General features: G+C 68.4%; 19 protein-coding genes, 1 tRNA gene and 4 pseudogenes. 12 read left to right on the top strand and 12 right to left on the bottom strand.

Annotation, left to right across the window (positions count from 1 at the left end; genetic code table 11):
- Window positions 1–177: 177 nt before the first annotated feature.
- Window positions 178–816 carry an HAD family hydrolase gene (locus tag ACF1G2_RS00105; RefSeq protein WP_391796015.1) on the top strand — a complete coding sequence of 213 codons (639 nt, stop codon included), beginning with the start codon at window positions 178–180 and terminating at the stop codon, window positions 814–816.
- A 52-nt stretch (window positions 817–868) separates the two neighbouring features.
- Here ACF1G2_RS00105 and ACF1G2_RS00110 read toward each other — a convergent pair.
- Window positions 869–1,317, bottom strand: a pseudogene (locus ACF1G2_RS00110) (ATP-binding protein); the annotation flags it as partial.
- A 209-nt stretch (window positions 1,318–1,526) separates the two neighbouring features.
- Here ACF1G2_RS00110 and ACF1G2_RS00115 point away from each other — a divergent pair.
- From ACF1G2_RS00115 to ACF1G2_RS00125, 3 genes and pseudogenes are all read left to right on the top strand, one after another.
- A complete protein-coding gene (locus tag ACF1G2_RS00115; RefSeq protein WP_391796016.1) occupies window positions 1,527–1,988 on the top strand; it encodes a hypothetical protein in 462 nt (153 codons plus the stop codon).
- Between the two features lie 38 nt (window positions 1,989–2,026).
- A pseudogene (locus ACF1G2_RS00120) lies at window positions 2,027–2,844 on the top strand (IS5 family transposase).
- 40 nt (window positions 2,845–2,884) lie between these two features.
- On the top strand, window positions 2,885–3,478 hold the full coding sequence (locus ACF1G2_RS00125) for a DUF4291 domain-containing protein (RefSeq protein ID WP_391796017.1): 594 nt from the start codon (window positions 2,885–2,887) through the stop codon (window positions 3,476–3,478).
- A 122-nt stretch (window positions 3,479–3,600) separates the two neighbouring features.
- On the opposite strand, the gene ACF1G2_RS00130 is transcribed toward ACF1G2_RS00125, so the two are convergent.
- Window positions 3,601–6,027, bottom strand: a complete 2,427-nt coding sequence (locus ACF1G2_RS00130; RefSeq protein ID WP_391796018.1) for a hypothetical protein — start codon at window positions 6,025–6,027, stop codon at window positions 3,601–3,603.
- 3 nt (window positions 6,028–6,030) lie between these two features.
- Window positions 6,031–6,104 (bottom strand) — tRNA-Gly (locus ACF1G2_RS00135).
- A gap of 255 nt (window positions 6,105–6,359) precedes the next feature.
- Between ACF1G2_RS00135 and ACF1G2_RS00140 the strand changes: the two genes are divergently transcribed.
- Window positions 6,360–6,599 (top strand): hypothetical protein, encoded by a 240-nt coding sequence (locus ACF1G2_RS00140; protein WP_391797052.1) that lies wholly within the window; start codon window positions 6,360–6,362, stop codon window positions 6,597–6,599.
- Window positions 6,600–6,662: 63 nt separating this feature from the next.
- On the opposite strand, the pseudogene ACF1G2_RS00145 reads toward ACF1G2_RS00140, so the two are convergent.
- Window positions 6,663–6,851, bottom strand: a pseudogene (locus tag ACF1G2_RS00145) (IS5/IS1182 family transposase); the annotation flags it as partial.
- Between the two features lie 72 nt (window positions 6,852–6,923).
- Between ACF1G2_RS00145 and ACF1G2_RS00150 the strand changes: the two are divergent.
- Window positions 6,924–7,304 carry a hypothetical protein gene (locus ACF1G2_RS00150; protein WP_391796019.1) on the top strand — a complete coding sequence of 127 codons (381 nt, stop codon included), beginning with the start codon at window positions 6,924–6,926 and terminating at the stop codon, window positions 7,302–7,304.
- A gap of 34 nt (window positions 7,305–7,338) precedes the next feature.
- Here ACF1G2_RS00150 and ACF1G2_RS00155 read toward each other — a convergent pair whose 3' ends face one another.
- On the bottom strand, window positions 7,339–7,803 hold the full coding sequence (locus ACF1G2_RS00155; protein WP_391796020.1) for a hypothetical protein: 465 nt from the start codon (window positions 7,801–7,803) through the stop codon (window positions 7,339–7,341).
- Window positions 7,804–8,143: 340 nt separating this feature from the next.
- Here ACF1G2_RS00155 and ACF1G2_RS00160 point away from each other — a divergent pair, with 340 nt between their 5' ends.
- Window positions 8,144–9,658, top strand: a complete 1,515-nt coding sequence (locus ACF1G2_RS00160; protein WP_391796021.1) for a hypothetical protein — start codon at window positions 8,144–8,146, stop codon at window positions 9,656–9,658.
- Window positions 9,659–9,783: 125 nt separating this feature from the next.
- On the opposite strand, the gene ACF1G2_RS00165 is transcribed toward ACF1G2_RS00160, so the two are convergent.
- The 3 genes from ACF1G2_RS00165 to ACF1G2_RS00175 all read right to left on the bottom strand — a co-directional run bounded on the left by ACF1G2_RS00165 (window position 9,784) and on the right by ACF1G2_RS00175 (window position 11,756).
- On the bottom strand, window positions 9,784–9,912 hold the full coding sequence (locus ACF1G2_RS00165; RefSeq protein ID WP_391796022.1) for a hypothetical protein: 129 nt from the start codon (window positions 9,910–9,912) through the stop codon (window positions 9,784–9,786).
- Window positions 9,913–9,951: 39 nt separating this feature from the next.
- Window positions 9,952–10,410, bottom strand: coding sequence for a hypothetical protein (locus ACF1G2_RS00170; RefSeq protein WP_391796023.1), 459 nt, complete (start codon window positions 10,408–10,410; stop codon window positions 9,952–9,954).
- 575 nt (window positions 10,411–10,985) lie between these two features.
- A complete protein-coding gene (locus ACF1G2_RS00175; protein WP_391796024.1) occupies window positions 10,986–11,756 on the bottom strand; it encodes a transposase in 771 nt (256 codons plus the stop codon).
- 530 nt (window positions 11,757–12,286) lie between these two features.
- Between ACF1G2_RS00175 and ACF1G2_RS00180 the strand changes: the two genes are divergently transcribed.
- Window positions 12,287–12,709, top strand: coding sequence for an SMI1/KNR4 family protein (locus tag ACF1G2_RS00180; RefSeq protein ID WP_391796025.1), 423 nt, complete (start codon window positions 12,287–12,289; stop codon window positions 12,707–12,709).
- Between the two features lie 128 nt (window positions 12,710–12,837).
- Here the strand turns inward: ACF1G2_RS00180 and istB are convergent.
- A pseudogene (istB, locus tag ACF1G2_RS00185) lies at window positions 12,838–13,494 on the bottom strand (IS21-like element helper ATPase IstB); the annotation flags it as partial.
- 143 nt (window positions 13,495–13,637) lie between these two features.
- On the opposite strand from istB, the gene ACF1G2_RS00190 reads away from it, so the two are divergent.
- On the top strand, window positions 13,638–14,087 hold the full coding sequence (locus tag ACF1G2_RS00190; protein ID WP_391796026.1) for a hypothetical protein: 450 nt from the start codon (window positions 13,638–13,640) through the stop codon (window positions 14,085–14,087).
- A gap of 322 nt (window positions 14,088–14,409) precedes the next feature.
- Here ACF1G2_RS00190 and ACF1G2_RS00195 read toward each other — a convergent pair whose 3' ends face one another.
- The 3 genes from ACF1G2_RS00195 to ACF1G2_RS00205 form a co-directional block, all read right to left on the bottom strand.
- Window positions 14,410–15,090, bottom strand: coding sequence for a hypothetical protein (locus ACF1G2_RS00195; RefSeq protein WP_391796027.1), 681 nt, complete (start codon window positions 15,088–15,090; stop codon window positions 14,410–14,412).
- A 238-nt stretch (window positions 15,091–15,328) separates the two neighbouring features.
- A complete protein-coding gene (locus ACF1G2_RS00200; protein WP_391796028.1) occupies window positions 15,329–16,561 on the bottom strand; it encodes an RNA polymerase sigma factor in 1,233 nt (410 codons plus the stop codon).
- Between the two features lie 58 nt (window positions 16,562–16,619).
- Window positions 16,620–18,152 carry a hypothetical protein gene (locus ACF1G2_RS00205; protein WP_391796029.1) on the bottom strand — a complete coding sequence of 511 codons (1,533 nt, stop codon included), beginning with the start codon at window positions 18,150–18,152 and terminating at the stop codon, window positions 16,620–16,622.
- A 212-nt stretch (window positions 18,153–18,364) separates the two neighbouring features.
- Here ACF1G2_RS00205 and ACF1G2_RS00210 point away from each other — a divergent pair, with 212 nt between their 5' ends.
- From ACF1G2_RS00210 to ACF1G2_RS00220, 3 genes are all read left to right on the top strand, one after another.
- Window positions 18,365–20,422, top strand: a complete 2,058-nt coding sequence (locus ACF1G2_RS00210) for a hypothetical protein (RefSeq protein WP_391796030.1) — start codon at window positions 18,365–18,367, stop codon at window positions 20,420–20,422.
- 205 nt (window positions 20,423–20,627) lie between these two features.
- Window positions 20,628–22,058, top strand: coding sequence for a phospholipase A2 (locus ACF1G2_RS00215; RefSeq protein ID WP_391796031.1), 1,431 nt, complete (start codon window positions 20,628–20,630; stop codon window positions 22,056–22,058).
- Window positions 22,059–22,364: 306 nt separating this feature from the next.
- Window positions 22,365–22,967 (top strand): hypothetical protein, encoded by a 603-nt coding sequence (locus tag ACF1G2_RS00220; protein ID WP_391796032.1) that lies wholly within the window; start codon window positions 22,365–22,367, stop codon window positions 22,965–22,967.
- The last annotated feature ends 155 nt before the right edge of the window (window positions 22,968–23,122 follow it).

The following is a 23,122-nucleotide window of genomic DNA, read 5'->3' on the forward strand; positions in this document are numbered from 1 at the left end:
TTTGAAGGCACCTGCTGATTGGGGCGAGCAGGGTCGGTTGGTTGCGACAGGGCTGTCACAAGCTTCGGAGATCACTTGACCTTGCCCCAGAGGGACGGATGACAGTGTCTCTGCCGACCACATGAGCGGACGGTCTGTGTCCGCCGGTCAGGCCAGGAGGAAGAGGGGGGAGTTCGTGTGATCGCGACCTGCGTCATTCTCGACATCGGCGGCGTGCTGGAGATCACGCCGGAAACGGGATGGGTGCAACGGTGGGAAGAGCGGCTGGACCTGCCACTGGGCACTATCCATGAGCGGATGCACGACGTGTGGCGGGCTGGGAGCGTCGGGGACATCAGCGAGCGAGAGGTGCACGAGCAAGTAGCGGCCCGTTTGGGTCTCGACGCGTCCCGGGTTGAAGCGTTCATGGCTGATCTCTGGGCGGAGTATCTAGGGACGCCGAACGTGGAGCTCATCGACTATGTGCGAGGGCTGCGCGGAAGGTGCAAGCTCGGCATCCTGAGCAACAGTTTCATCGGCGCCAGGGAGCGGGAGACGACGCTGTATCACTTCGACGAACTGGTGGAGCAGATCGTCTACTCGCATGAGATCGGCATCGAAAAGCCTGACCTGCGTGCTTTCGAGGTCGCATGCGCCAGTTTGGACGTGCGGCCGGAGAACTGCCTGTTCATCGACGATGTCGCAGTCATCGTTGAGGCCGCCCAGGCGGCGGGCATGCAGGCGCATCTGTTCGAGGACAACGCCGGGACCATCCGGCGCATCGCAGCTCACTTGGACGCCGGGCCGTTGGTCCCAGGGCGTGTCCCACTCGGATGACGTCGGCCTGGCCGGTCTCCGGCAGCTGCCGGCCAGGCGTTGAAGCGGTTGATCAGCCCGCTTCTGCGCGTTCCGCGCGGGCTCGTGTGCTGGCGAGGCGGTAGGAGTCGGTGCCGGTCTCGATGATGGTGCCGTTGAAGGTGAGGCGGTCGACGATGGCCGCGCAGAGCCGGGGGTCGGTGAACGTCTTGGTCCAGCCGCCGAACGACTCGTTGGAGGCGATGGCGACGCTGTTCTTCTCTTCTCGTTCAGTCAGCACCTGGAAGAGGAGTTCGGCGCCGCGGCGGTCGAGTTCCATGTAGCCGAGTTCGTCGATGCAGAGGAGGTCGACGCGGCCGTAGCGGGCGATTGTCTTGGAGAGCTGCTTCTCGTCGGCGGCTTCGACGAGCTCGTTGACCAGCTTCGTGGCCAGCACGTACTTGACCCGGTAAAGCCGGCCATCGCGGCTTCGGTTCCGAGCGCGATGAGCATGTGGGACTTGCCGGTGCCGGAGTCGCCGAGCCGAGGTCTACGACCATGACCGTGATGCTGCGGATCCTCGCGCACCGAAACGCCATCCCATCCAGAAGCCGTAGCGCATGTTCCGTGCAGTTCCGTGCAGCAGTGACCGGGCGTTGCGTCTCGGGCGGCCGCTGCCTCGCTGGTCAGGACTGGATCTGATCCAACCCTGCAAGGTTAGGGTGCTGATTCAGGGACCGAGGGGAACGGGCGTGCACGACAGACTGAGGATGGAGGAAGCCCTCGATGTCCTCCGTGCCGAACTGAAGGTCGAGCGATCGGCGAAGAGCAAGTTGACCACGCGGGCTGCATGGCTGGCCTTCATGCGATTCGCGCGGCGACGCTTTGCCACCGCGCCCACTCCGGACTCGGACGGCTTGCTCCTCCAGTACGGCACGTACGCCTTCAGCGGGCGGCCGATGTTCACGATGGACCTCACGCGACAGTTCGACATCAGTGACGACGAGGGTGACCACGAGCACTACGTGCAGGTTCACTGCGAACTTCGCTACGAGTGTGATCCTGTACTGGATGCCCTGGGGAGCTTCGATTCCTGGTTCTTTCATGACGCCGATGCGGACCTCGACGAGTGGTTCGCCGCCATGGAGAGGTACCTCGAACGGGTGCTTGCTCGTGCGCCAGCCGAGATCGATGTGTACGAGGAGCCGGTATAGAGGGCATCTCATTCGGCCGGTTCGACAGGCTGCGGGCTGTGGTGGGGATAGTCGAGCGGCTTGTGCCGGACGAGTTGTGGGAGGGGTGTTCCAGTGAGTGGTGCCGGAGGCTCCTACGTGGCCCCAGGGCCCGGGGCCGGCGTCGGCATGGCGACCGAGAGGTGCCGGCCGCGATCGTGATCGTGGCCACGTCGGGCTGCACGTGGCAGCAGTTGCCGCCCGCGTCGTTCAGGCCGTCGGGAGCGACGGCCCTCCAGCGCTTTTCTGAGTGGACGAAGGCGAGAGTGTAGGCCAAGCTCTAACGCCTGCTCCTCGACGAGCTCGGCTCCGGAGGCGAGCTGGACTGCTCCCGCTGCGCGATCGACTCGGCGAACATGCGGGCCTTGAAAGGGCGACCTGACGGGTCCGAATCCTGTGGACCGGGGCAAACACGGCTCGAAGCTTCACTTGATCACCGAGCGGACGGGTCTGCCCGTCTCTGTCGGGATCTCGGCGGCGAACCTGCACGACCGCCAGGCCTGATCCCCGCTGGTGAAGGGCCTTCCGCCGATCCGGTCCCGCCGCGGGCCCCGGCGGCGCAAGCCGGAACAGCTCCACGGCGACAGCGGCTACGACTACTACCACCTGCGGCGATGGTCACGGCGGTATCACCCACCGCATCGCCCGCAAAGGCGTCGAGTCGTCACAACGGCTGGGCCGCTACCACTGGACCATCGAACGCACCATGACCTGGCTCGCCCGCTGCCGACGCCTCCACCGACGCTAAGAACGCAAAGCGGCCCACTTCCTCGCCTTTGCCGGCATCGCCTGCACCCTCATCTGCTCCCGCAGACTCGGCAACCTCCCGCCCCGGTAATTCGATAGCGCACGTGAAGCGGTGCGATCACCCTGATCCCGTGACAGAACCCAAGCATCAGATCCGAGCCCTTCACACGGACTCCACGGTCACCGTCTACCAGGCATACTCGCCGGAGATCGGTCTGGCGGCGGCCCGGGACGGTCGCTTCCCGGCAGTGTGGCAGCGGGACCGGATGACGTGGATCAAGCCGTCATTCCTGTGGATGATGTACCGCTCCGGGTGGGGCACCAAGGAAGGTCAGGAGCATGTCCTTGCCGTCGAGATCACCAGGGAAGGCTTCGAGTGGGCACTGCGGCACGCCTGCCTCTCGCACTATGAACGCGGACTCCACACCGACCGCAACGCGTGGAGACGCCAGCTGAAGCGAGCTCCTGCCCGCGTGCAATGGGACCCGGAACGCGACCTGTATCTTCAACCACTTCCCCACCGATCACTCCAGCTCGGCCTCGCCGGTGAAGCCGCCCACCTCTACGCCGACGAATGGATCGTCTCCATTACCGATGTCACAGCACCGGCCCGCATGATCCACGCCCATGTACAAGACGGAGAGCTGGACGCCGCACAGCAACTCCTGCCGCATGAACGCCCCTACCCCGTGAGAGACGACGCTCTGACTCACCTACACCGATAGCCAGAACCACCCACTGAGATGACGTCTTAGGTCGTTACGCCAGCAGGACTCCTCGGGGCGCACCGGTGGTATGGCCCCGTGGAACAGTGCACCCAGCCTCACCCACGCACGATCGCGGCCGGTCAGCGGGCGGCCGAGCGCATCCAGTGGCCGGTCGTCGTCCAGCCCTGGAAACGGCGGGCGAGGCCGCCCAGTGCGGTGCCGTCCGCGTCGAAGGTGCCGCCGCCCGCGACCAGGCGCAGTCCGGCGATCACCGGGGCGAGGCGGGCCGCCGTGTGCCACGGCTGCCGGGCGGCCTCGGCCGCCATCTGCTGGACGAGCGCCGTCTGCCGGGCGGTCGGGCACAGCGAGAGGAAGAACAGCGTCTGACGCCAGCCGTACGCGGCGTCCTTGATGGTGCCGAGCGGGCGTGGGTGGCCGTGGACGCGGGCGACGAGGCGGCAGACCGCGGCGAAGGCCTCCTCGGCCAGGGCCTCCCAGCCTGCCTCGGGGGCGATGCCCACGTGCCGCACCAGGACGGCCAGGTTGTGGGTGGTCAGGATCTGCGCCTGCTCGATGACCGTGCCGTTTCCGGCCGGTGACCAGGAGTAGGCGGTGTCCGTACCGGCCCGTTCGCCGCACAGCCGGTCGAACGCGGGTGCCGTTCGGGCCGGATGCGTCCGGCCGAGGTTGTCGGCGGCGTGCACCACCGCCATGCTGCGTACCGCCGCGCAGTCGATGCCGTAGTAGCGGGTGTAGAGGCTGTCCTGCAGAAGGTCGGCCGCGATGCGCGCGGTGGTCAGGAACTTCGAGCTGAAGGTCCCCATGAAGATGTCGGCCGCGAGCTCTTCGGTGAACGGCGCGGAAAGGTCTGCCTGGCGGGCCAGGTGGGACATCTCGCGCACCAGCGGGTTCGGCAGCAGCGTTCCGGGGAAAGCGCCGACGGCCAGGTCTCCCAGGCGGCGCAGCGCTGCCTCTGCCGCCGCCCGCGCCCTTGCCTGCGTATCGGCGTCACTGCCCTGGCCGGCGACCGCGCGCACCCAGGGCAGCTCGTCCACCCGTACTTGGTGCGCCAGGTTGAGCAGCATCAGCGAACGCCGGTTGCGGAAGGCCCGGTACGTGGCCGCCATGAGGGTGCGCAGGGCGGGGTCGGCGTAGCGCTGTGCGGTGGCGTTGGCCACGAGCTGCGGAACGAGCTCGGCCAGCACCTCCGCGGACGGCACCAGGCCGCGCGCGAGGAGCTCCTCCGGCGGGGCGCTCAGCGCGGTGCGGACCACGTGCCGCAGTCGCGGCGGGACCACGGTTCCGGCGGGCAGGCCGGTCTCGGCTGCCTCCGTCTGCGTGATCGGTGCGAGCGGTCCGTCGACGTCGGGCGTGCCGCCCCGCTGGTCCAGAGCTGCGAGGCGGTCCGCCACGGCGGTGGCGATCTCGTGGTGTGCCGGCAGAGCCGCCTGGCGCGCCTGCTCGGCGCGCAGCCGGGAGTGCCGGTCCGAGCCGGGCAGACCTCGCTTGGCGACGACCGAGGTCACCGCGTGACGCAGCAGCCCGGCGAGCCGGGGCGCGAGCGGGCGACCGGCGGCGGCCTCCTCCAGGGCCCGCAGCATGATGCCCGTGTTGGACTTCTGGTCGCGGTGCTTGCGGCACAGCGTGTGGGCTGCGGCCAGGGTGCGGTAACGCTCCAGCAGAGCGGCGGCCTGCCCGCGCGCGTCGCCGGGGCCGGGGCGGGCAGTGGCCTGACCGGGGCCGGGCACGCGCCCGGGTCCGGATCGATCCGCTGCGGACCGGGCCGGGGCGGTCACTTCGGCATGCTGCAGCCAGTAAGCGAGGAGTTCGTCGTCGAAGGGCCGCCAGACGCCGAGGGCTTCGCGCTGCACCTCGATGGCGGTTTTGGGCCCGCGGGCCCGCAGCGCGTGGGAGACCTGGCCCACGCTGCGGCGGTGCACCGCGCTCGCGTCGGGGGTGGGCCGGTCGGTCGGGCGGGGCAGGAAGCGCAGCCGGTCGGCGAACGGCTGAAGCTCCCTCACCAAGGCTGCGGCCGCGTCGAAGTCCTCGGCCCGTACCAGCCAGGCGACGGTCAGCAGTGCCGCTTCCTCGGGCAGGGACACCTCGTAGCGACCGGTGTCCAGGAGCTGCCACAGCTCCTGAAGGCCCGCTTCCGTCAGCGCGTGCGCGAAGAGCGCCGCACGGTCGGCCGGTACGCCGGCACGGCTGGCGGCATCTGCTTCGTACGAGGCGAGGGGCCCGCCCGCGCCGGGCGTTCCGGTGGCGAATCCGCCGCGGACGACCTCGGGGGTGACCCAGGCGGGCAGTCCGGCGACCGGCGTGCGCGCACCGATGGTGAGGCTGCCGTCCGCCATGCCCGCGAGCACTGCACGCCACTTCTGGATACGGCCGAGGGCGCGGTCGCGGGTCGCCGGCTCGGCATGCGAGACAGAGGTGCGCAGCGCGCGTGCCAACTGGCCTGCAGCATACGCCGACGAGGCGGTGGCCAGGCCGATCGTCACGGCTGCGGGCGCACCGGCGGGAGAGGCGGGCTCGGTCGGGGGCTGCTGGTCAGCGATCTCGTCCATAAGCCGGCGTGGCAGGATCTGCCCCTGCGCCCCCCGGGTAGGAAGCCCGGTGCTCTAACTGACTGAGCTACACGCCGTTCAACACCTCGACCCTAGATTCGAACACCCAGGCCCGGCAAACGAATTGCGAGCCGTCGGCCGCGCAGCGAACTCGTTCCTCCCGCGCCACCTGTGGGTGGCGCACCCCATGACTCCGCCGTAGGCAGGACGACCCGGGCTGGCCCGCGCCCGGTGATCACTGTCGGCGAGCAGGTCCGCCGGAAGGTGAAGGGCTTTGCCGCCCGGATCACCGGCGGCCCCACGGAGGTCGGAGCGGGGACGGGGAACGGTCGATGAGCGCGCCCGCTCCGGACCCGTCACGCCCGGCCGTACGCAGGGAGATGGTGCTGCGGATCACCTCACCGAACCTGCCGGCCTGTACCGCAATGCTCGGCACGGGCAGCCTCGGTGCGCTCTTGGCGCAGGGTGCTGCCTCGCCAGGATTCCCGTTCGTGTGGCCGCTCGTGGTTCTCACGCTCGGCGCGATGGCATACGACGTCGCACTCCGCGCCGTGCGCCGTCGCGACGACTGACGACCACCGTCCCCAAGGAGGTGGGCTGGTACGCCCTGGCCGCCACGCCGAGGGCGCTGCAGCGTTCGTGCGCCAGTACGCGGCAACCAGCAGGGCCCGGTCCTCCAGAGGAAGACTCCACGGCCGGCCCCAGCGGACCGCGTCCGCCCCCTCGCGCCGCAGCACCGTCACCAGCTTGCCGAACTGCCGCGGGCTCAGCCCGGTGAACGGGGCTATCCAGGACGGCTCCGACGCCGTGATCACACCAGCCACACCAAGATCATTGCAGTTGCAGGCGCTGCCCAGCGTCCTCGATCCTGTGTGCTCGGCAAGCAAGGAGGGCACATGGGACTGGTTCTTTTCCCGGGCGACGGAGACAACAGCAGTCCGGATGTCTCCTGGTCCTACAGCGGCTTCGCCGCGTTCCGGCGGCGTCTGGCCGAGGCCGAGGGGTTCGTCCTCTCCGAGATGTCAGGCTTCGGCGGAGAACGCCCGTGGAGCCCGGTTTCCACCGCCCTGGAGCCACTACTCGATCATCCGGATGCCGGCGGCGACGACCTTTCGCCTGCCGAGTGCGCGTCGATTCTGGTCCGGCTGGAAGCGATCACCGACCAGTGGGCACAGGAGGGCGGCGACCAGCTCTTCCAGCACATCGAGGACGCCCGCCAGCTGGCGGGCGTCCTGCGGCTCTGCATCGAGAAGGACGTCCCGCTGGGCTTCCTCTGAAGCCCGACCGCGGAACCCGCTGACGGGACAACCCTTAGCCGTACGGATTGAGTGCCCAAAAGCGGACGGTGTCGCTGCGACGGTCAAACCACAGTTTGGTGGAGTGGCCGCTGCCGTCACGGTCGAGCTCGTGCGACCGGATCCACTGGGGGTTCTCCGGCCCCTCGACCTCGATCGGCTTCTCGAACCACGAGGAGAAGTCATCGGCCAGCCCCTCGGAGACGAAGGCGTGGGCCGCCGTCAGCTCGGCAAGTTTCCCCGATGTCAGCCGGGCGAAGCCCGAGATCACCAGCTCCGGCGACGGTACGCCCCGATCGTTGTCCCGGCTGCTCACCCACTTGGCGTCGACGAGCGGGCCCAGCAGCGGGAATGCCCGCTCCAGCGGTGTGGTGTCGGTGTGCCAGTCCCCCTTGGCTCCGTTCGCCACCTGGCGCAGGGTCCACCAGGCAGGTAAGACCGCCAGCCCCGCTCCAATCCCGATCAGCTTCCGTCGCTTCAACGAGATCCCCTCGTGCCTGACTTCGGGGGCACCTTAAGAGGAACGTGCCGTTCGCCAGACATGAACGAGTTCATCGAGTGGGTGCGGCCGCTCGACACGGTGACCGTGTTCGCTACGTACGCCTCTTGCGGGCTCGGCACGGGCCACCGGCCGTCAGGACAGCGCGTCGGCCCGTCCTGGTGCGGATGAGCCGAGCGACTGGACAGGGCACAGGAAGGCCCGGGCCGGGCCTGGCAGACTGTGCGCCGCCTGAAGGGAGATCGTTGTGCCGGGAGAGCTGACCGTTCGCCGCATACTCGGGGACCAACCGTTCGCCGAGATCGGTCGGCCGGAGTGGGTGGTGAGCGCCACGCGTCACGGCTGCGTCATCACGGCCGGCGACCTCGGCCACGTCCCGTGGCACGGCACGGGTCGCTGGCTCGGCCACCGGATCGGCGTGTACGAAGCCGGCACCCTCCGGCCGCGCCACGTTGTCGCCTCCCGATACTCCGTATGTGCCATCGAGCCTCACCCGGAGCTGCCGATCGTCGCCGTGGGCACCGGCCGCTACGACGGTTCGTGGGACTTCGAGGGACAGCTGCTTCTGCTGCACCTCGAGACCGGGCGTGTGACGGACCTGCTGAGCAAGAGCCGCCAAGTGCGGCACCTGCGCTGGCTGGAGGATGGCAGGCTCGCGATGCTGCTCTCCCCCGAGGACAAGGATGGCGGTTTCCGCACAGGATTCGAGCTGGCCGTCGCGGCGGACGACTGGCTGTCCGCTCCGGCCGGTCTGGTCGACCCCGACCGCGTTCGCCATCCGATGGTCGAAAGCGGGCTCCTCTACGACCCCCAGGTGGAGGACGCCCTCGCCCGACTGACGGAGGGCCGGTGGCGGAGGCGGGCGGAAATACGGGACCTCACGGTGCTGGCCGACGGCAGGGTGCTGGCTACCGGCCGGCACACGGACCTCGAATGCTGGGATGCGTCCGGCGCGCTGAGCTGGGCTCTACCGGCCAGCGGGGAGGGAAGCGTCCAGGTCGAGGCAGCCCCTGACGGCACATCGGCGTGGGTGACGTACCGGGGCTTCCGCCGCGACGACCGGACGGGGCGGATGGTCGACCGGGCGACCACAGTTCGGCGGATATCGACGGCGGACGGCGGTGTGGTGGACTGGGTGAACACGCCATCGGCAGCCGCATGGAGCGCCACGGGCGAGGGCTGGCTGGCCCTGCGCCCCCTGGGGCGCGACGCAGAGGCCGCGCTGCTGCTCGACCCCGCACACCACCAGGCGGCACAAGTCGGGCTTGCGCCCCGTCGCTCCAACTCCCCGGCGCTGCGCGTCAGACACAGCACCCGTCTGCTGTACGTGGACGGTCCCGGCCCAAACGGCGACGCTCCGTGGATCCACGCGATCGAGCCGCCAGGCGCCCACGGTCCCGCCACCGTGCGCGCCCTCTTCCCCCTGCACTGGGACCCGGCGTCCGCGCTCCAGCCCTGGTACGGCCCCGCCGTCGAGCTGGGAGACAACCTCGTTCAAGCAGGCCGGTCCTACGAGCGGGGCCCCACCTACGCACAAGCCCGTACGGGCACCTACGTCGTGAACCGTCGGCTTCCGGACGGAGCAGCACGCTGGGTCTACGAGACCGACCAGCCGCTCGCCGGTCTCGACGGCGACGAGCGCACGGTGTACGTCGTCTACCTCACTGGGAAGGCAGAGGCCCTCGACACGGCGACGGGCAAGGTGCGGGACCGGTACACCCTCCGCGCACACGGCCACCCGGTCACGCCGGTGTCCGTCGCGTTCCGGGCGGACCAACAGCGACTGGTCATAGGAACGGTCGACGGAAGGATCCTGGACTGCACAGCCCCGGGGTGACAGGTCTGGGGCGAGTCGGCCTTGGGGAAGTTGCCCGGATTGGCCCGTACGGGGCGACCCCAGCGGCACGGGCTGGTGCCCGCCGACGTCCTCGACGGGCACCAGCGTCGTATCGACGGCCGTGCTCACGGAACCTCCACCGCGGCCGTCTTTGAACGGGGCGAGGAGACCAGCGTCCAGCGGGTGCGGTCGTAGCCCTCGGCGTCCTGCCACCGCGCCCAGAGCACGCAGACGAGATGGTTCCAGGCGGTCATCGCGCACCGTCGTGGGCGACGGGAGAGCGAGCCGTCCCTCTATGCCGGCCACATTTGAAACGTGTACTGCTCCGTTCCCTCACGGCCGTCCGACGGCGTGCTTGAGTCTGCCTCGGCGGCCATCTGGCTGGCTGCGTCTCGGCCGGAAAAAGAAATGCGTGACCTGTACGTCCCTTTCGGGATAGAGATGTCCCAGGCACCCCGAGTCCGTTCCGAGATGACCAATAGACCGGTGGAAATTTCCATCTGCATTTCCTCATAGCCCTCGCAGTCGTCAAGGAGGGGCGGTTCTGCCGTCCAGGTTTCGATCACAAGGCGCACTTTGAATCGGGTCTGGGCGCAGACGACGCAGACTTCCAATCCGTTCCCTGCGGCTGCTCTGGCGCGCGCGGGTTTAATAAGCGCATTATCGCGAACGTCGAAATCTGCATCGTACAGATCGAATCCTCCGTAATCAGGCATCACGAGGGTTTGGTAATTGCTCAGCCGCTGCGCCATCGCCTGCCTCCGACGGGACTTTGGGCGGGTTGCTGTGGGCGGTCCGGGATATGCCGGCCCGGACCGCCATCAACAAATAGGAGATCCTAGCTGAGGACAGTGATCGAACCCCAGCCGCCGGTGCCGACGATTGTCAATGGTCCACCACGGGGTTTCCGTCGTCATCTCGAGCGCCGCTGTAGAAGAGGAGCTTCCCGTCACTGGTCGTGGCCCACAGATCCGGTAGGCCGTTGTTGTCGGCGTCGTCTCCGGAAGCGATGAGTGGGCGACCGGCTGTGGTCCAGCCAGCGGTGCCGAATAGAGTGCGGTTGCCGAATGTGTTTGCTGCTCCTCGGTAGCGCCACAGTTTGCCGTCGGCGGTGTTACGGGCCAGGAGGTCGGCGGACGTGTTGGTGCGGACAACGTGCAGGTGCTCCAGCCGCTGCCGACCTTGGTGGCTGGTTTGACGCCCGGCTTCTTGGTGGGGTCGCCGGCATAGAGCCACAGGTTTCCGTTGTAGTTGGCGGCTAAGGGCTGTCCCGTAAATGATCTTCTGGCCGTCTCAAGCGTGGTGGGCCGCCGTGCGGCCCGCTTCCCTATCCGGCGAGGGCGAGGTTGTGCATCCGGGCGATGCCGAGCATGGCGTGGTGGACGCCGTCACCCTTGAGGCGGCAGTCGCGGAGGATCTTCCAGGTCTTCATGCGGGCGAAGACGTGCTCGACCCGGGCCCGGACCTGCTTGTGGGATTTGTTGTGGTCCTCCTTCCAGTCCGGCAGTTCGGTCTGGCCGCGCCGCCGGCGGTGCGGGATGACGAGTCCGGTGCCCGGATAGCCGCCGTCGGCGATCGTGACGGTGTTGCCGACGGCGGCCTTGGCGCCGGATTCCTCCCATGCCCTGAAGTCGTTGCGGTTCCCGTGCAGAGGCTGGCCGACCACGACGACCAGGCGGGTGTCGGCGTGGATGACGACCTGGTGGTTGGTGGAGTACCGGTAGTTCTTCGACCGCTCGGCGAGCGTACGGTCGCGGGTGGGGACCAGGGTGCCGTCCACGATGAGCACGGCATCCTTGGCGAACCGCTTGCGGGACTGGAGCGCGAGCATCGGCCCGAGATGGCCGATGATCCGGTCCGCCGCCGACTTGGACACCCCGAACAGCGGCGCGAGCTGCCGCATGGTCAGGTTCGTGCGCCAGTAGGCCGCAACCAGCAGGACCCGGTCCTCCAGAGGAAGACTCCACGGCCGGCCCCTGCGGACCGCGTCCGCCCCCTCGCGCCGCAGCACCGTCACCAGCTTCCCGAACTGCCGCGGGCTCAGCCCGGTGAACGGGGCTATCCAGGACGGCTCCGACGCCGTGATCACACCAGCCAACCAAGATCATCACATCAGGGTCAGACGGAGGCCCCCAGCCCGGCTCTCGCAGCGGACGCGACCTCTGGGGAATGAGAGCTCCAGGGCAACGCGTCCGGTGTTCGGTTCGTGCTCTTCCCGCACCGCCAGAATGCTTTCCCGGATGTGATCTGCGAACGGTGTCTCGTTGCCGATCGCCCCCACAGTGACGCGTCCCAAGTCGCCCATGTCATAGCCGGTGTGTGGCTCCGACTCCTCGACGATCAGGCACCCGTCCGATCCAGTCGTGACGCGAACGGTTGCACCCCGGTCATCGATCAGCCACACGTCCAGCGGCCCCGCGAGATCCCCGCCGCCATACACGTGCCTCGAAGCGACGACCTCCGCGAGCAGGCGCCCTACGAGACTCTGGGCAGCCGCCCCACCGCCGTGAAGCGGGCACCCGTTCGGCTTTCAGACTCCCTCGGCCGACAGTACCGCCAGGGAGACCTACCAGCTCACAGTCATATACGGGACAGGCCCTTAAGCTCCCTGTCATGTGGAGACAGTCAGTGCAGGAAGTCTTTCCTGATGCAGGGCTTCGGGAGCCGGTCGAGGTGTCCGAGATCGTTGAGGCCGAGAGGCGGTTGGGGCGGGCTCTGCCGACGGACCTTAAGCAGCTGCTGTTGGAGAGCAACGGGGTGCTCGGTCACTCTCACGTGGACACTGTCTGGACCATCGATCAGATCGTCGAACAGAACCTCCACTTCTGGTCCGACGAGACCTTCGCCCAGCTCTATATGTCTTTCGACGCCCTCATGTTCTTCGGCGGCAACGGGGGCGGTGATCAGTTCGCCTTCGTGCAGAAGCCGCAGCGCCCGGACGTGTTCGTCTGGGAACACGAGAGCGACAGCCGCAGATGGGTGGCCAACGACCTGCGCGACTACCTCGGCCGTTCGCTGCGCGTCGGCGGAGACGACTGGTATCAGCTGTGACCGAAACGATCCGCCAGGCAGGTTGCTGACTTGGCCTGTCACGGACTTCCGACCAGAGCAATTATTTGCGGATCCTCATCAGCTGTGACGGCCCCCGGGAGGAGGGCCGTCACAGGCACCTGCAGCGGTCAGCCGGCCTTCGCTGCTTCCTCGGCCCACACCCGCGTCGAGGCGAGGCGGCAGGCGTCGGTGCCGGTTTCGATGATGGTGCCGTTCAAGGTGAGGCGGTCGACGATGGCCGCGCATAGGCGAGGGTCGGTGAAGGTCTTGGTCCAGCCGCCGAACGACTCGTTCGAGGCGATGGCGACCTGTTCTTCTCCTCGCGTTCGGTCAGGACCTGGAAGAGGAGTTCGGCGCCGTGGCGGTCGAGTTCCATGTAGCCGAGTTCGTCGATGCAGAGCAGGTCGACGCGACCGTAGCGGGCGATGGTCTTGTTTCAGCTGCTTCTCGTCCGCGGCCTCGACCAGCTCGTTGACCAGCTTCGTCGCGAGGGTGTAGCGGACGCGGTAGCCCTTCATGGCGGCCTCGGTGCCCAGGGCGATGAGCATGTGGGACTTGCCGGTGCCGGAGTCGCCGACGAGGCAGAGGGGCTCGCTCTTCTTGATCCATTCGCAGCTGGCGAGGGTGTGGATGGTGGCGGGGTCGATGTTGGGGTTGGCGTCGAAGTCGAAGCTCCGCAGGGACTTCTCCCGGGGGAAGCCGGCCGAATTGATCCGCCTCTCCGACCGGCGCCGGGCCCGGTCGTCGCACTCGGCCATCAGCAGCTCGGCGAGAAAGCCGCGGTACCTGGCTGGCGCCGAGGACAAGATCGCTCAAGTGGACCGGCAAACTCCCGGCGGCACGACGGTCAGCCTCGGCATGCCACGCGTGCCCCCAGCTCAGCCGATCCGGGAGGATGATGGCACAGCTGCGCTGGAACAATCAGCGGATGACGAGCAATGAGATCCGTTTCGACTGCCGGCCGCGTGGCGGCGTCGGCCCACTCGTGGTGCTCTCTCACATCGACGGAGCACCACTCACCGAGCTGATCGACAACTTCGAGATCGCCGCCGAGATGCAGCCTGCAGGCGAAGCCTATGGTGGCCTGATCCCTGCGTTCTACCGGTTCGGACCGATGCAGGACCATTTCTCCGGGCGATCCACCAACGCGATGGGGCCGAAGACACCCGTCCTCGGCTGTGAATGCGGCGAGTGGGGATGCTGGCCCCTCATGGCCCGCATCACCACGACAGCGGAGCTCGTTATCTGGGATTCCTTCGAGCAACCCCATCGCAAGACCCGCGAGTACCGGGAATTTGGACCGTTCCAGTTTGAACGTGGCCAATACGATGCCGCCCTGCTCGCGCTGAACACCGCAATCGGCTCCGACCCGACGTGATCCGCGCCCGCCAGCGCTAGTTCAGAGAAGTGACCAGCCCGAAGCTGACGGCTCCGGACCACATCGCACGGCCGGCGGGCATGCGTACCTCCTGGCCCCCCTGGCGGTCGACCACCCAGGCTAAGCACCGCGCCGCTGTGATCGCATGCCCCGGATGCCATGCGCGGGGCTTGGTGCCCTGCAGGGTTCGGCGGCTGCGCCGAAAGGCTGGCGGCAACTGGACCCGCTATGCCGCCGGTGATCACCTAAGGTCACCATCCGGCTGGGCTCCCCGGCAGGCCGATCACAGTTGAACAGGCGATCCCACCGGGACGCGCAGCAGTCAGAGCGCCTCTCGGTCCGGCCGCGGATAGCCGATTTCGGAGATGTCCTGGGCCAGGTCCGCCAGGGTGACCTCTGCATTCAGCGACGAAACGAGTTCCTGGTCCAGAGGCCGCAGGGCATACACATTGCTCACCGCTGCCAGGTCCACGGGGACCTCGTAGTAGTCCTCGGCAAAGCACTGGAACGCTTCCGGAGAACGGTCGACCAGGAGACTGAACAGTCCGGTCGTCCCATCAGGATCGGCACGACCCACGGGAAAGTCGATCGTCCCGTGGCGCCACTGATCGTCGGTCTTCCCCCGCCACAAGCAGGCTGTTACGACGGGCACGCCGTCCTCGTCGGTGAACGCCGGCTCCTCCACGAAGGGCCGAAAGACCTCAGGCACTTCGTCGATCACTCCCGGCCAAGGCTCGCCGTCGTTGCCATAGGGGCTCATCGGCGATTCGTGGCTGAAGCTGCGGACATAGACCCCGGCCGCCGAGAAGACGATGGAGTACTCGTCTCCTGACCCGTCGCGCATCGAGGCCACCTCCTCGCCGCCGGCCCAAGCGGCGTTGAAGGAGTAGTACCGGCCTTCCCAGTCCGGGCTCAGGATCGCGTCGAGCATCGCAAGCGAGCGGCACAGGTCCCGCAGGTCGGCAATGGTGGGAAGCTGGCGGGCTACGTCATAGACAGTCACGGGCTCATCCAACCGGATCCCTCTGACATCAGCCCCACCCCTGCCAGACGTCACGGTCAATAGCAGTTCCAGAGCCGGGCGGCCAACACGCGACAGTCGAATAGGCGAGTCCACCAGTATGGGCTATGCGCGTTCCTTCGCACGTACGCGGACCGGCCGCGCCACACGCCGGTGGGGTCTCCCTCGTCTCATCGGGTCGTCTGGCTCTGCCGGGCACCGCCCGACGGAGCGGGGCGTGTCACATAAGGGCTTTCAGGCGGTGGGCGCGGGCGCTGAGGTGGCGGCGTTCGGGGATGCTGGTGGTGCGACGGGCGGCTTCGCGGTAGGAGGTTGCCGCGGCCTCATGTTCGCCGAGGAGTTCGAGCAGGTGGGCTCTGGTGGCGAGCAGGCGGTGGTGGTGGGCTATGCACTTGTCGGTCTCCAGCGATGCGATCAGGTCGAGTCCTGCGGCTGGGCCGTGGACCATGGCTACGGCGACCGCGCGGTTGAGGGAGTCCATCGGATTCGGTCCGAACCGTTCCAGGAGCTCGTACAGCGCGAGGATCTGTGGCCAGTCGGTGGTTTCGGTGTCCTCGGCCTCGTCGTGCACAGCCGCGATGGCAGCTTGCAGTTGGTACGGGCCGACCTGACCGTTCGGGAGGGTCCGGCTGATCAGGTCGACCCCTTCGTTGATGGCACGGCGGTCCCACTGGCTTCGGTCTTGTTCGGCCAGCGGCACCCCTTCGCCGGATGGACTGGTGCGGGCGGGGCGACGCGCGTCGGTAAGCAGCATCAAAGCGAGGAGGCCCGCGGTCTCGTTGTCATAGGGCCTCAGACGGTGCGGCATCCTGGTGAGTCGGATCGCCTCGGTGGACAGTTCCGGCACGGTAAGGCCGTCGCCGTCGGTACCGCCGGTGGCGGTGTACCCCTCGTTGAAGATCAGGTACAGCACGTGCCGCACCTCGGCCAGCCGCTCGGTGAGGTCGGCACCCTCAGGCACGGCCAGAGGGGTACCTGAGGCCTTGACGGTCTGCTTGGCACGGCTGACGCGCTGTGCCATGGTCGACTCAGGAACCAGGAAAGCGGCAGCGATCTGCGCACTGGTCAGACCTCCGACCGCGCGCAGGGTCAGGGCGATCCGGCTGGCCGGCGACAGCGCGGGGTGGCAGCACAGGAACAGTAACGCCAGCGAGTCGTCCCGGTCCGCATCTGATGCGGCGTCGGCAGCGTGGCTGAGCAACGCGGCCTGCGGAGTGGCCAGCGCCAGGGCGTCCTCACGGCGCCGCCGGGCACTGTCGCTGCGGATCTGGTCGACCAGCTTGCGGGAGGCAACGGTGACCAGCCAGCCCCGGGGGTTGTCCGGGACGCCAGCCTCCGGCCACTGCAGGGCGGCGGACAGCAGTGCTTCCTGGACCGCGTCCTCGCAGGCGTCGAAGACGCCGTAACGGCGTACGAGCGCGCCGAGGACCTGCGGCGCCAGCTCGCGTCGCACGCACGTGCCGGCCGAAAGGTCAGACCGGGGAGCGTGGGCGGGCGCTCAGTGCGGAAGGTCAATGATGCCGCGGGGTGGGTCCACCGATGCCCGCCCAGAGAGTGCCGCGGCCAGTCCACTTGTAGACGCCCGAGCCGTCAGGGCTCAGACCGTAGAGGTGCTTGCCGTCGGCGGCGAACGTCCTGCCCGGGCCGCCGGTCAGCGACCAGCGTCGGGAGTTCGACTCGTAGCGGTAGATGTTCCCGGTGTGCGGGTTCGTCGCGAACAAGCCCGCCCCTCCGCCGTACAGGTGCCGCGCCGGCCCCCCTACCTTGACCCACTCGGTACCGTGGCCGGTCCACTGATAGACGCCCGAGCCGTCGGGGCTCAGGCCGTAGAGGTGCTTTCCGTCGGTGGCGAACGTCCTGCCCGGGCCGCCGGTCAGCGACCAGCTGCGGGTGGCCGGGTGGTAGCGGTAGATGTTGCCGTTGCTGGGGTTCGTGGCGAACAGGCCTGCGGGGCCGCCGTAGACGTTGCGGGTGTGGTCCCAGATCTTGGTCCACTGTCCGGGCTTGCCGGTCCACTGGTAGATGCCCGAACCATCAGGGCTCAGGCCGTACAGGCGGGTGGTGTCCATGACGAACGACTTGCCCGGACCTCCGATCCCTGTCCACGTGCGGCGGGTGGGGTCGTAGCGGTAAATGTTCCCGGTGTGCGGGTTCGTCGCGAACAGGCCCGCCCCTCCGCCGTACAGGTGCCGCGCCGGTCCTCCTACCTTGACCCACACGGTGCCGCGGCCGGTCCACTGATAGACGCCCGAGCCGTCGGCGGAGCGGGCGTAGAGGGTGTTCTGCGCGGTGACGATCGTCGACAGCCGCAGTGTCCGCGCCCGGTCGCTGGGCGCCGGAGCGCGGGTTTGCTTGGCAGCCGGGGCGGTGGTGGTCTTGGGGGCCGGGGTGGTCGGTGCGGGCGCTCTGCGCGGCGGCTTCCGCGAGGGCGTGGCGACCGGCGCTGTCTCGGTCAGGTTCTTGTAGCGCAGGGCGGTGTAGTGGTGGGTGGGGTGGCCTGCCAGCCGGGCGGCGTGGATGCTGCCGGTGGACTTGCCGGCGGGGTGGCCCGGTCGGCTCGCCTGGTAGAACGTGAACGTGCCCTTGGCCTGGTTGTTCCAGGCACCGAACAGGATCACGTGTCCGCGTGAGTTGAGGATGTCGCCGGGCTTGAGGTCCTTCACGGCGATCGGGTGGGCGCGGCGGGGCAGGGTGAGGGTGGTGTCGCTGGTGGGCAGTTGCCAGGCCATGGAGACGAAGCCGGAGCAGTCCTGCCGGTAGGGGCCACCGGTCGCCTTGTCCGGCCACCAGGCGGTCTGGCTGTAGGGAACCTTCTGCTTCACCCAGGACTGGGCGCGGTTGATGATCTGCTCGCGGGTGACCGCTCCGCCTGGGCGGGCGTGACGGCCGAGCGTCCCGGTCGAGAGGGGCTGGGCTGCGGCGTTGGTGACGGTGTCCGGCTTGACTCCGACGGGGCCGGGCTGAGGGGCGGTGATTCCCGCGGCGACGACGCCGCCGAGTGTGAGGGCCACCCCCAGGGCAGCAAGCGTACGAATTTGAGACATGACAACCCCCATTGATGGACGGAACAGACCTGGCCGTGTTCTGTGGCACCAGGCGTCGGCGATCTCGCCGGAAGCCGCCTGTGCTACCCGTGCCGCCTACGTTGCTTCTCTGCGGAGTTGACCGGGTGGGGCGGGTATGGAACGCGCAGGTCAGGCGCAAGCTGGGGAACGGACAACGGGGGTTGTCCGCGGACAACCGTTAAGGGGGACGGGTGGCCAGAGGGGGACGTCCGCAAGGTGCTCCGAGGGGAGCGACCGACGCGGCCAACGCACTCGCGCAGTTCCTGCGGGAGCTGACCGACGGCATGGGTGTCCGGGAGATGGCCGAGCGCTATGAGGGAGGCAAGACGCTGTGGGGCGAGTACCGCTCCGGCGCGCGGATCATCCCCCTGGGACGGCTCAACGCGGTGGTCAGGGACCGCGTGCGCGACGCCCGCGGCCGCGAGGCGATGCTGGCGAAGGCACGCCGCCTGTACGAAGAGGCGCTGACCGCCGAGGAGGAGGAGCGCCCCTCCCCCGGTCTCGACGCGGCCCTGCGTCAGGCCGAGCAGGACATCGACCAGATGGGCCGCCTGATCACCGTGCTCCTCGCAAGGATCGACACCTTGGAACAGGCGCCCGCGCCGGGGTCATCGGCAGAGACGGGGCAGGAAGCGGACTCCTCTGAGGTCGTGCAGTTGGCTGAGTTACGCAGTCGGGTGTCGGAGGCTCAGCAGGTCCATCAGGCCGCCCGCAGGGCGTACGCCGGCATCCAGGCCACCCAGCCGTCACTCGAGGACAGTGATCCCAGGGGTGAGGGCAGCACGGATCTGCTGAAGGACCTGGCGCGACTCCGCGACAGCGTGACTCGCCACCAGGACGACCTGCAGGGGTGGCAGAGCGAGACCGGACCAGGCGAGCAGGCAGACGAAGACACTTCGTCAGTACCCGTCTCCGCCTCCAGCGCAAGGAGCAAGACCGAAGACGGGCACCGGAACGCGGAGGACACCCCCGTCCCGGCCCAGGCCTCGAGGCCCGATGGCCCGGAGGAGCCGGACATCTCGCAGGCGGCTCCCGCGCACGGCGGCGACGGCCTGGACCTGCCACCGCCCTCCGCCCCCCACGCGCCGGAAGGACAGGCGCCGGGTGACGACGAGCGTGACGGCGATGCCGGCACACCGCTCGTCGGCACCGAAGCCCGTGGGGACCAGAGCAGTCCACGGCGTGTGAGGGTTCCCGCTCTGGCCGCTCTGTTCCTGGCAGCCGCTTGTGTGGCCGGCGGCATCGTGATCGGCCTGCGGCAGACGGCATCCGACACCGGCCCGGACCAGTCCCTCAGGGTGCCGTCCCAGTCACCCACATCCTCCGCGCCAGGCCGCGGGCTCGACGTGCCCGGCCTCGAGGACTCCAGCCCGACGGTCGCCAGCAGCACCCCGCCGCCGGCGGTGACCACGGGCCCCTCGCAGGCGCCCGCTTCTTCCCGCTCTGGTAGTGATCCCAGAAGCGCACCCCAGCCCGCCGGCACCCTCTACACCGTCACGTCCGACCGCAAGGAGGTCCTGCAGTGGACCGCGGGCAAAGGGTGGACAGCGGTCGGGGGCATCGCAGGCCGGGTCTACGCCGGACCTGCTGGGGTGTTCGCCACCAACCCCCACACGGGCGATATCTACGCTCGCAACCAGGCCGGCGCCTGGAGGTGGATCGGAAGCCCCGGCGCGCAGTTCCTCGTCCACGGCAACTCCTTGTATGCGCTGACACCGCGCAAGGACGCCGTCATGCGTTGGACCGGGGAGGGAAGCCGGTGGGAGAACATCGGCGGCCCGGCCAGTGCGTTGTACGCGGGCGGAGCAGGGCTGTTCGCAGTCTTCCCCGGCCAGAACAATGACCTCTACCGCTACGGCGGACCCGGCCGGGGCTGGACCCGCGCGGGCGGGCCGGGCTCCGAGTTCGCCATCGGCCCCGACTACATCGCCGGGCTGGCCCCGGACCGCAGCCAGATCTGGATGGCCGACTCCCACGGGTCCGGATGGCACAAGATCAGCGGCCCCGCCGGAAGCGTCCACGCCGGCGGTGCGGGGCTGTTCGCCACCGACCCCGGCAACAGAAAGCTGCTCAAGTACAGCGGCACCCCGCACGCCTGGACGCAGATCGGCGCGGCCGGCACCGCCCACGAAGTCGACGACCGGTCGGTCTACCGGATCGCGAAGAACACCGGCGCAGTCGAGCGGTGGACCGGCCGGTCCACCTGGACCCCACTCGGCAAGACCGCCAGCGACATCGACACCCACTGAAACACCGCCCGCCCAGTGACACGGCGGGGCGCGACGCAGTGACTGCAGCAGTGCCCCGCCCAACCTTGCGGACACTTTCCTGTCCGCGGACAACGGGCACTTGTCCACCTGCTGACCTGCACATTCACGCCTTCGGACAACGGACATCCCCCAGCTGCGGCCAGCGTGGGCCTCCCAGTCGAACCCGACCGAGGAGGAACGAGAGATGAAGTCACTGCTGCGACGCCGCACCGGAGCCGCTACCACCGAAGGCAGGACCGGGCGCGGTGGGCGGATGGTCAGTCTGGCGCTGGTGACAGCCCTAGGGGTGGGCGGGCTGGCATGGGCCGGGACCACAGGCGTCGACGACCCCGCAGGCACCACGACACGGCGCCCCGACACGGTCGCTCACGTCAACGCGTCGGGATCACCCAGCAAGGTGTCGTCCCTGGCGGCATCCGGCCGGACCGTGTACGCGCTGGCCGAGGACGGGTCTGCGGTCTATGAGGCGGCAGACCACGGCGTGTGGAAGAAGATCGGCGGCGAGGCACGGGCGATCTATGCCGGTGGCGCCGGGCTGTTCGCGACCTCGTCCGTCGACGGCAGCATCTACCGGTACGACACGGAGCAGAGCAAGTGGTTCTTCACGGGCGGGCCTGCCACGAAGTTCGCCGTCGGCGCTGACCGGCTCTACTCGCTCGCCGGCGACGGTTCCGTCAACGCATGGGGATCCGGTGGCTGGCAGCGGATCGGCGGGCCGGCCAAGGACATCCACGCGGGCCGCGCGGGAGTGTTCATGACCACGCTCGACGGGAACGTCCACCGCTACCACCAGGGCCAGTGGACCCAGATCGGCGGCCCGGGCGCCGAGTTCGTCGTCGGCACCCGCAGCCTGTACGGCCTGGCCCCCGACCGCCTCTCCGTCCACGAATGGACCCAGCACGGCGGATGGCAGCGCATCAGCGGACCGGCGGAGCACATCTACGGCGGTGAAGGCCGAGTGCTGAAGGTCTCCAAGGAGACCGGCGACGTCTACCGGTACTCCGTTCTGTTCCGCAAGTGGACGAAGATCGGTGGGCCCGGCTCCACCTTCGTCAGCTCCACGGACGACGTCTACGGAGTGTCACCGGACCGCTCCGCGGTCTTCAAGCACGTGTCCGACCGCACGTGGAAGAAGACAGCCGGCACGGTGGAGTCCAGCTCCGTCACCAAGGAACAGAAGCTCGCACGCGTACGCGCCTTCATGCAGCTCGGACAGCAGTCGTTCAACGACTGGGCGGCCGCCCGCGGAGACGCACTCGTCAACAACAACCCCGACATCCACGGGTTCAACTGGGATGCCGACAAGTGCACCAAGGCACCGGATCAGCCCGGCGCCGACTTCCGGGCGGCATGCACCCGGCACGACTTCGGCTACCGCAACTACCGCGCGCTCCTCGGCGAGCACGGCATGCGCTTCGGAGTCCCCGGTGTGACGGGACTCGGAGCGGACAGCCCCAAGGCACAGACGGACGCGGTGTTTCTCCAGGACATGAAGAAGGAGTGCAACCGCCCCCTCGGTTCAGGCCGGTACGTCCAGGCCAAGCCGGCGTTCCAGATCGCAGCATGCGAAGCCGTCGCCCAGCAGTACTACGCAGCCGTCACCGTCCTCGGCTGACCCCGACATTGCCCTTCCCATACAGCGTCACGGGGTAGATCTCGGCCGGCGCTCTCAGTCCGCCCCCTACGGGCGGACTGAGAGCGCCGGCCCCTTCGCCTTCCGCCTGGACGTCACTCGCTTCGAACACCCCTCGGCGCCCGCGGCCCCTGGCCCCCGCAGTCTGAGCGGCAGAGACCGAATGCTCGCGGCGCGGTGACCCCCGCCGCCGTGGCCCGCCAGAACACCGCACCCGGTTGCATGCCCCGGTCTGTTGACTGCACCAACTTGACGATCCGCTAACCGGGTAAGTCGTCTAGTCCTACGATGAGTTTCGCCCACCCAGAACCGGGAGCATCGATGTTGACTGCGCCTCCTGCCCTCGTCAGCGCGGCTGCGGACAACACCGGAAGCCAAAGCGCGTGGTTCGCGCTTGCTGGCGCGCTCGGAGGAGTGCTGATCACCAGCGCGATCGCTCTCGTGACAGCCATCCTCAACCACAGATGGCAGACACGAACCGCCGAGCGAGGAGAGCGCTGGGAGCACACCAAGCAGCTCCGGCAAGATCGGTTTGAGACCTACTCGCACTATCTGTCTACCTGGAACCGCCTCACCCAGCAGCTTCTCGAAGTGAAGACGGTGATCGCCGCCCTCGATCCAGCGCCATCGGACCCTCTCGAAGCGAGAGCGCGGATTCCAGCGGAGACCGCTGCGGAGTTCCAAGCCGCCACGGCCTCGTGGCGTGAGGCCTTCAATCTCGTTTTCCTGATCGGAGGGCAAGAAGTGGTGGACGCTCTCAATGATCACCGCCGCTCCACGTCCAAGCGGATGCAGGACAGCTGGCGAGGTGAATACGCGACCGACGCGGCGACACACGTCGCGCTCACTGACGCGATGCGCAAAGAGATCGCAGAGGCACCCACCGCCTGATCCATACCAGCAACAGACTCCAGGCCGATCGATGGTGCAGAGAAGGTCGATGCGAGCGGCTCCGGTTCCCCAGCGACGGGCTTGGGGTGGCGGTGCCCGGCCTTCGCCTCGATGACCTCGACCCAGGCGGCCTCGTGGTAGCGGTCGACGACCTC

Source organism: Streptomyces sp. NPDC013457 (assembly GCF_043089925.1).
Taxonomy (GTDB): Bacteria; Actinomycetota; Actinomycetes; order Streptomycetales; family Streptomycetaceae; genus Streptomyces.

What these genes read in the sequence shown, in the direction of transcription:
- ACF1G2_RS00130 (WP_391796018.1), bottom strand. Translation starts at nt 6,027, where the DNA reads ATGGACGAGATCGCTGACCAGCAGCCCCCGACCGAGCCCGCCTCTCCC.
- ACF1G2_RS00140 (WP_391797052.1), top strand. Translation starts at nt 6,360, where the DNA reads ATGAGCGCGCCCGCTCCGGACCCGTCACGCCCGGCCGTACGCAGGGAG.
- ACF1G2_RS00150 (WP_391796019.1), top strand. Translation starts at nt 6,924, where the DNA reads ATGGGACTGGTTCTTTTCCCGGGCGACGGAGACAACAGCAGTCCGGAT.
- ACF1G2_RS00165 (WP_391796022.1), bottom strand. Translation starts at nt 9,912, where the DNA reads ATGACCGCCTGGAACCATCTCGTCTGCGTGCTCTGGGCGCGGTGGCAG.
- ACF1G2_RS00170 (WP_391796023.1), bottom strand. Translation starts at nt 10,410, where the DNA reads ATGGCGCAGCGGCTGAGCAATTACCAAACCCTCGTGATGCCTGATTAC.
- ACF1G2_RS00190 (WP_391796026.1), top strand. Translation starts at nt 13,638, where the DNA reads ATGACGAGCAATGAGATCCGTTTCGACTGCCGGCCGCGTGGCGGCGTC.
- ACF1G2_RS00205 (WP_391796029.1), bottom strand. Translation starts at nt 18,152, where the DNA reads ATGTCTCAAATTCGTACGCTTGCTGCCCTGGGGGTGGCCCTCACACTC.
- ACF1G2_RS00215 (WP_391796031.1), top strand. Translation starts at nt 20,628, where the DNA reads ATGAAGTCACTGCTGCGACGCCGCACCGGAGCCGCTACCACCGAAGGC.
- ACF1G2_RS00220 (WP_391796032.1), top strand. Translation starts at nt 22,365, where the DNA reads ATGAGTTTCGCCCACCCAGAACCGGGAGCATCGATGTTGACTGCGCCT.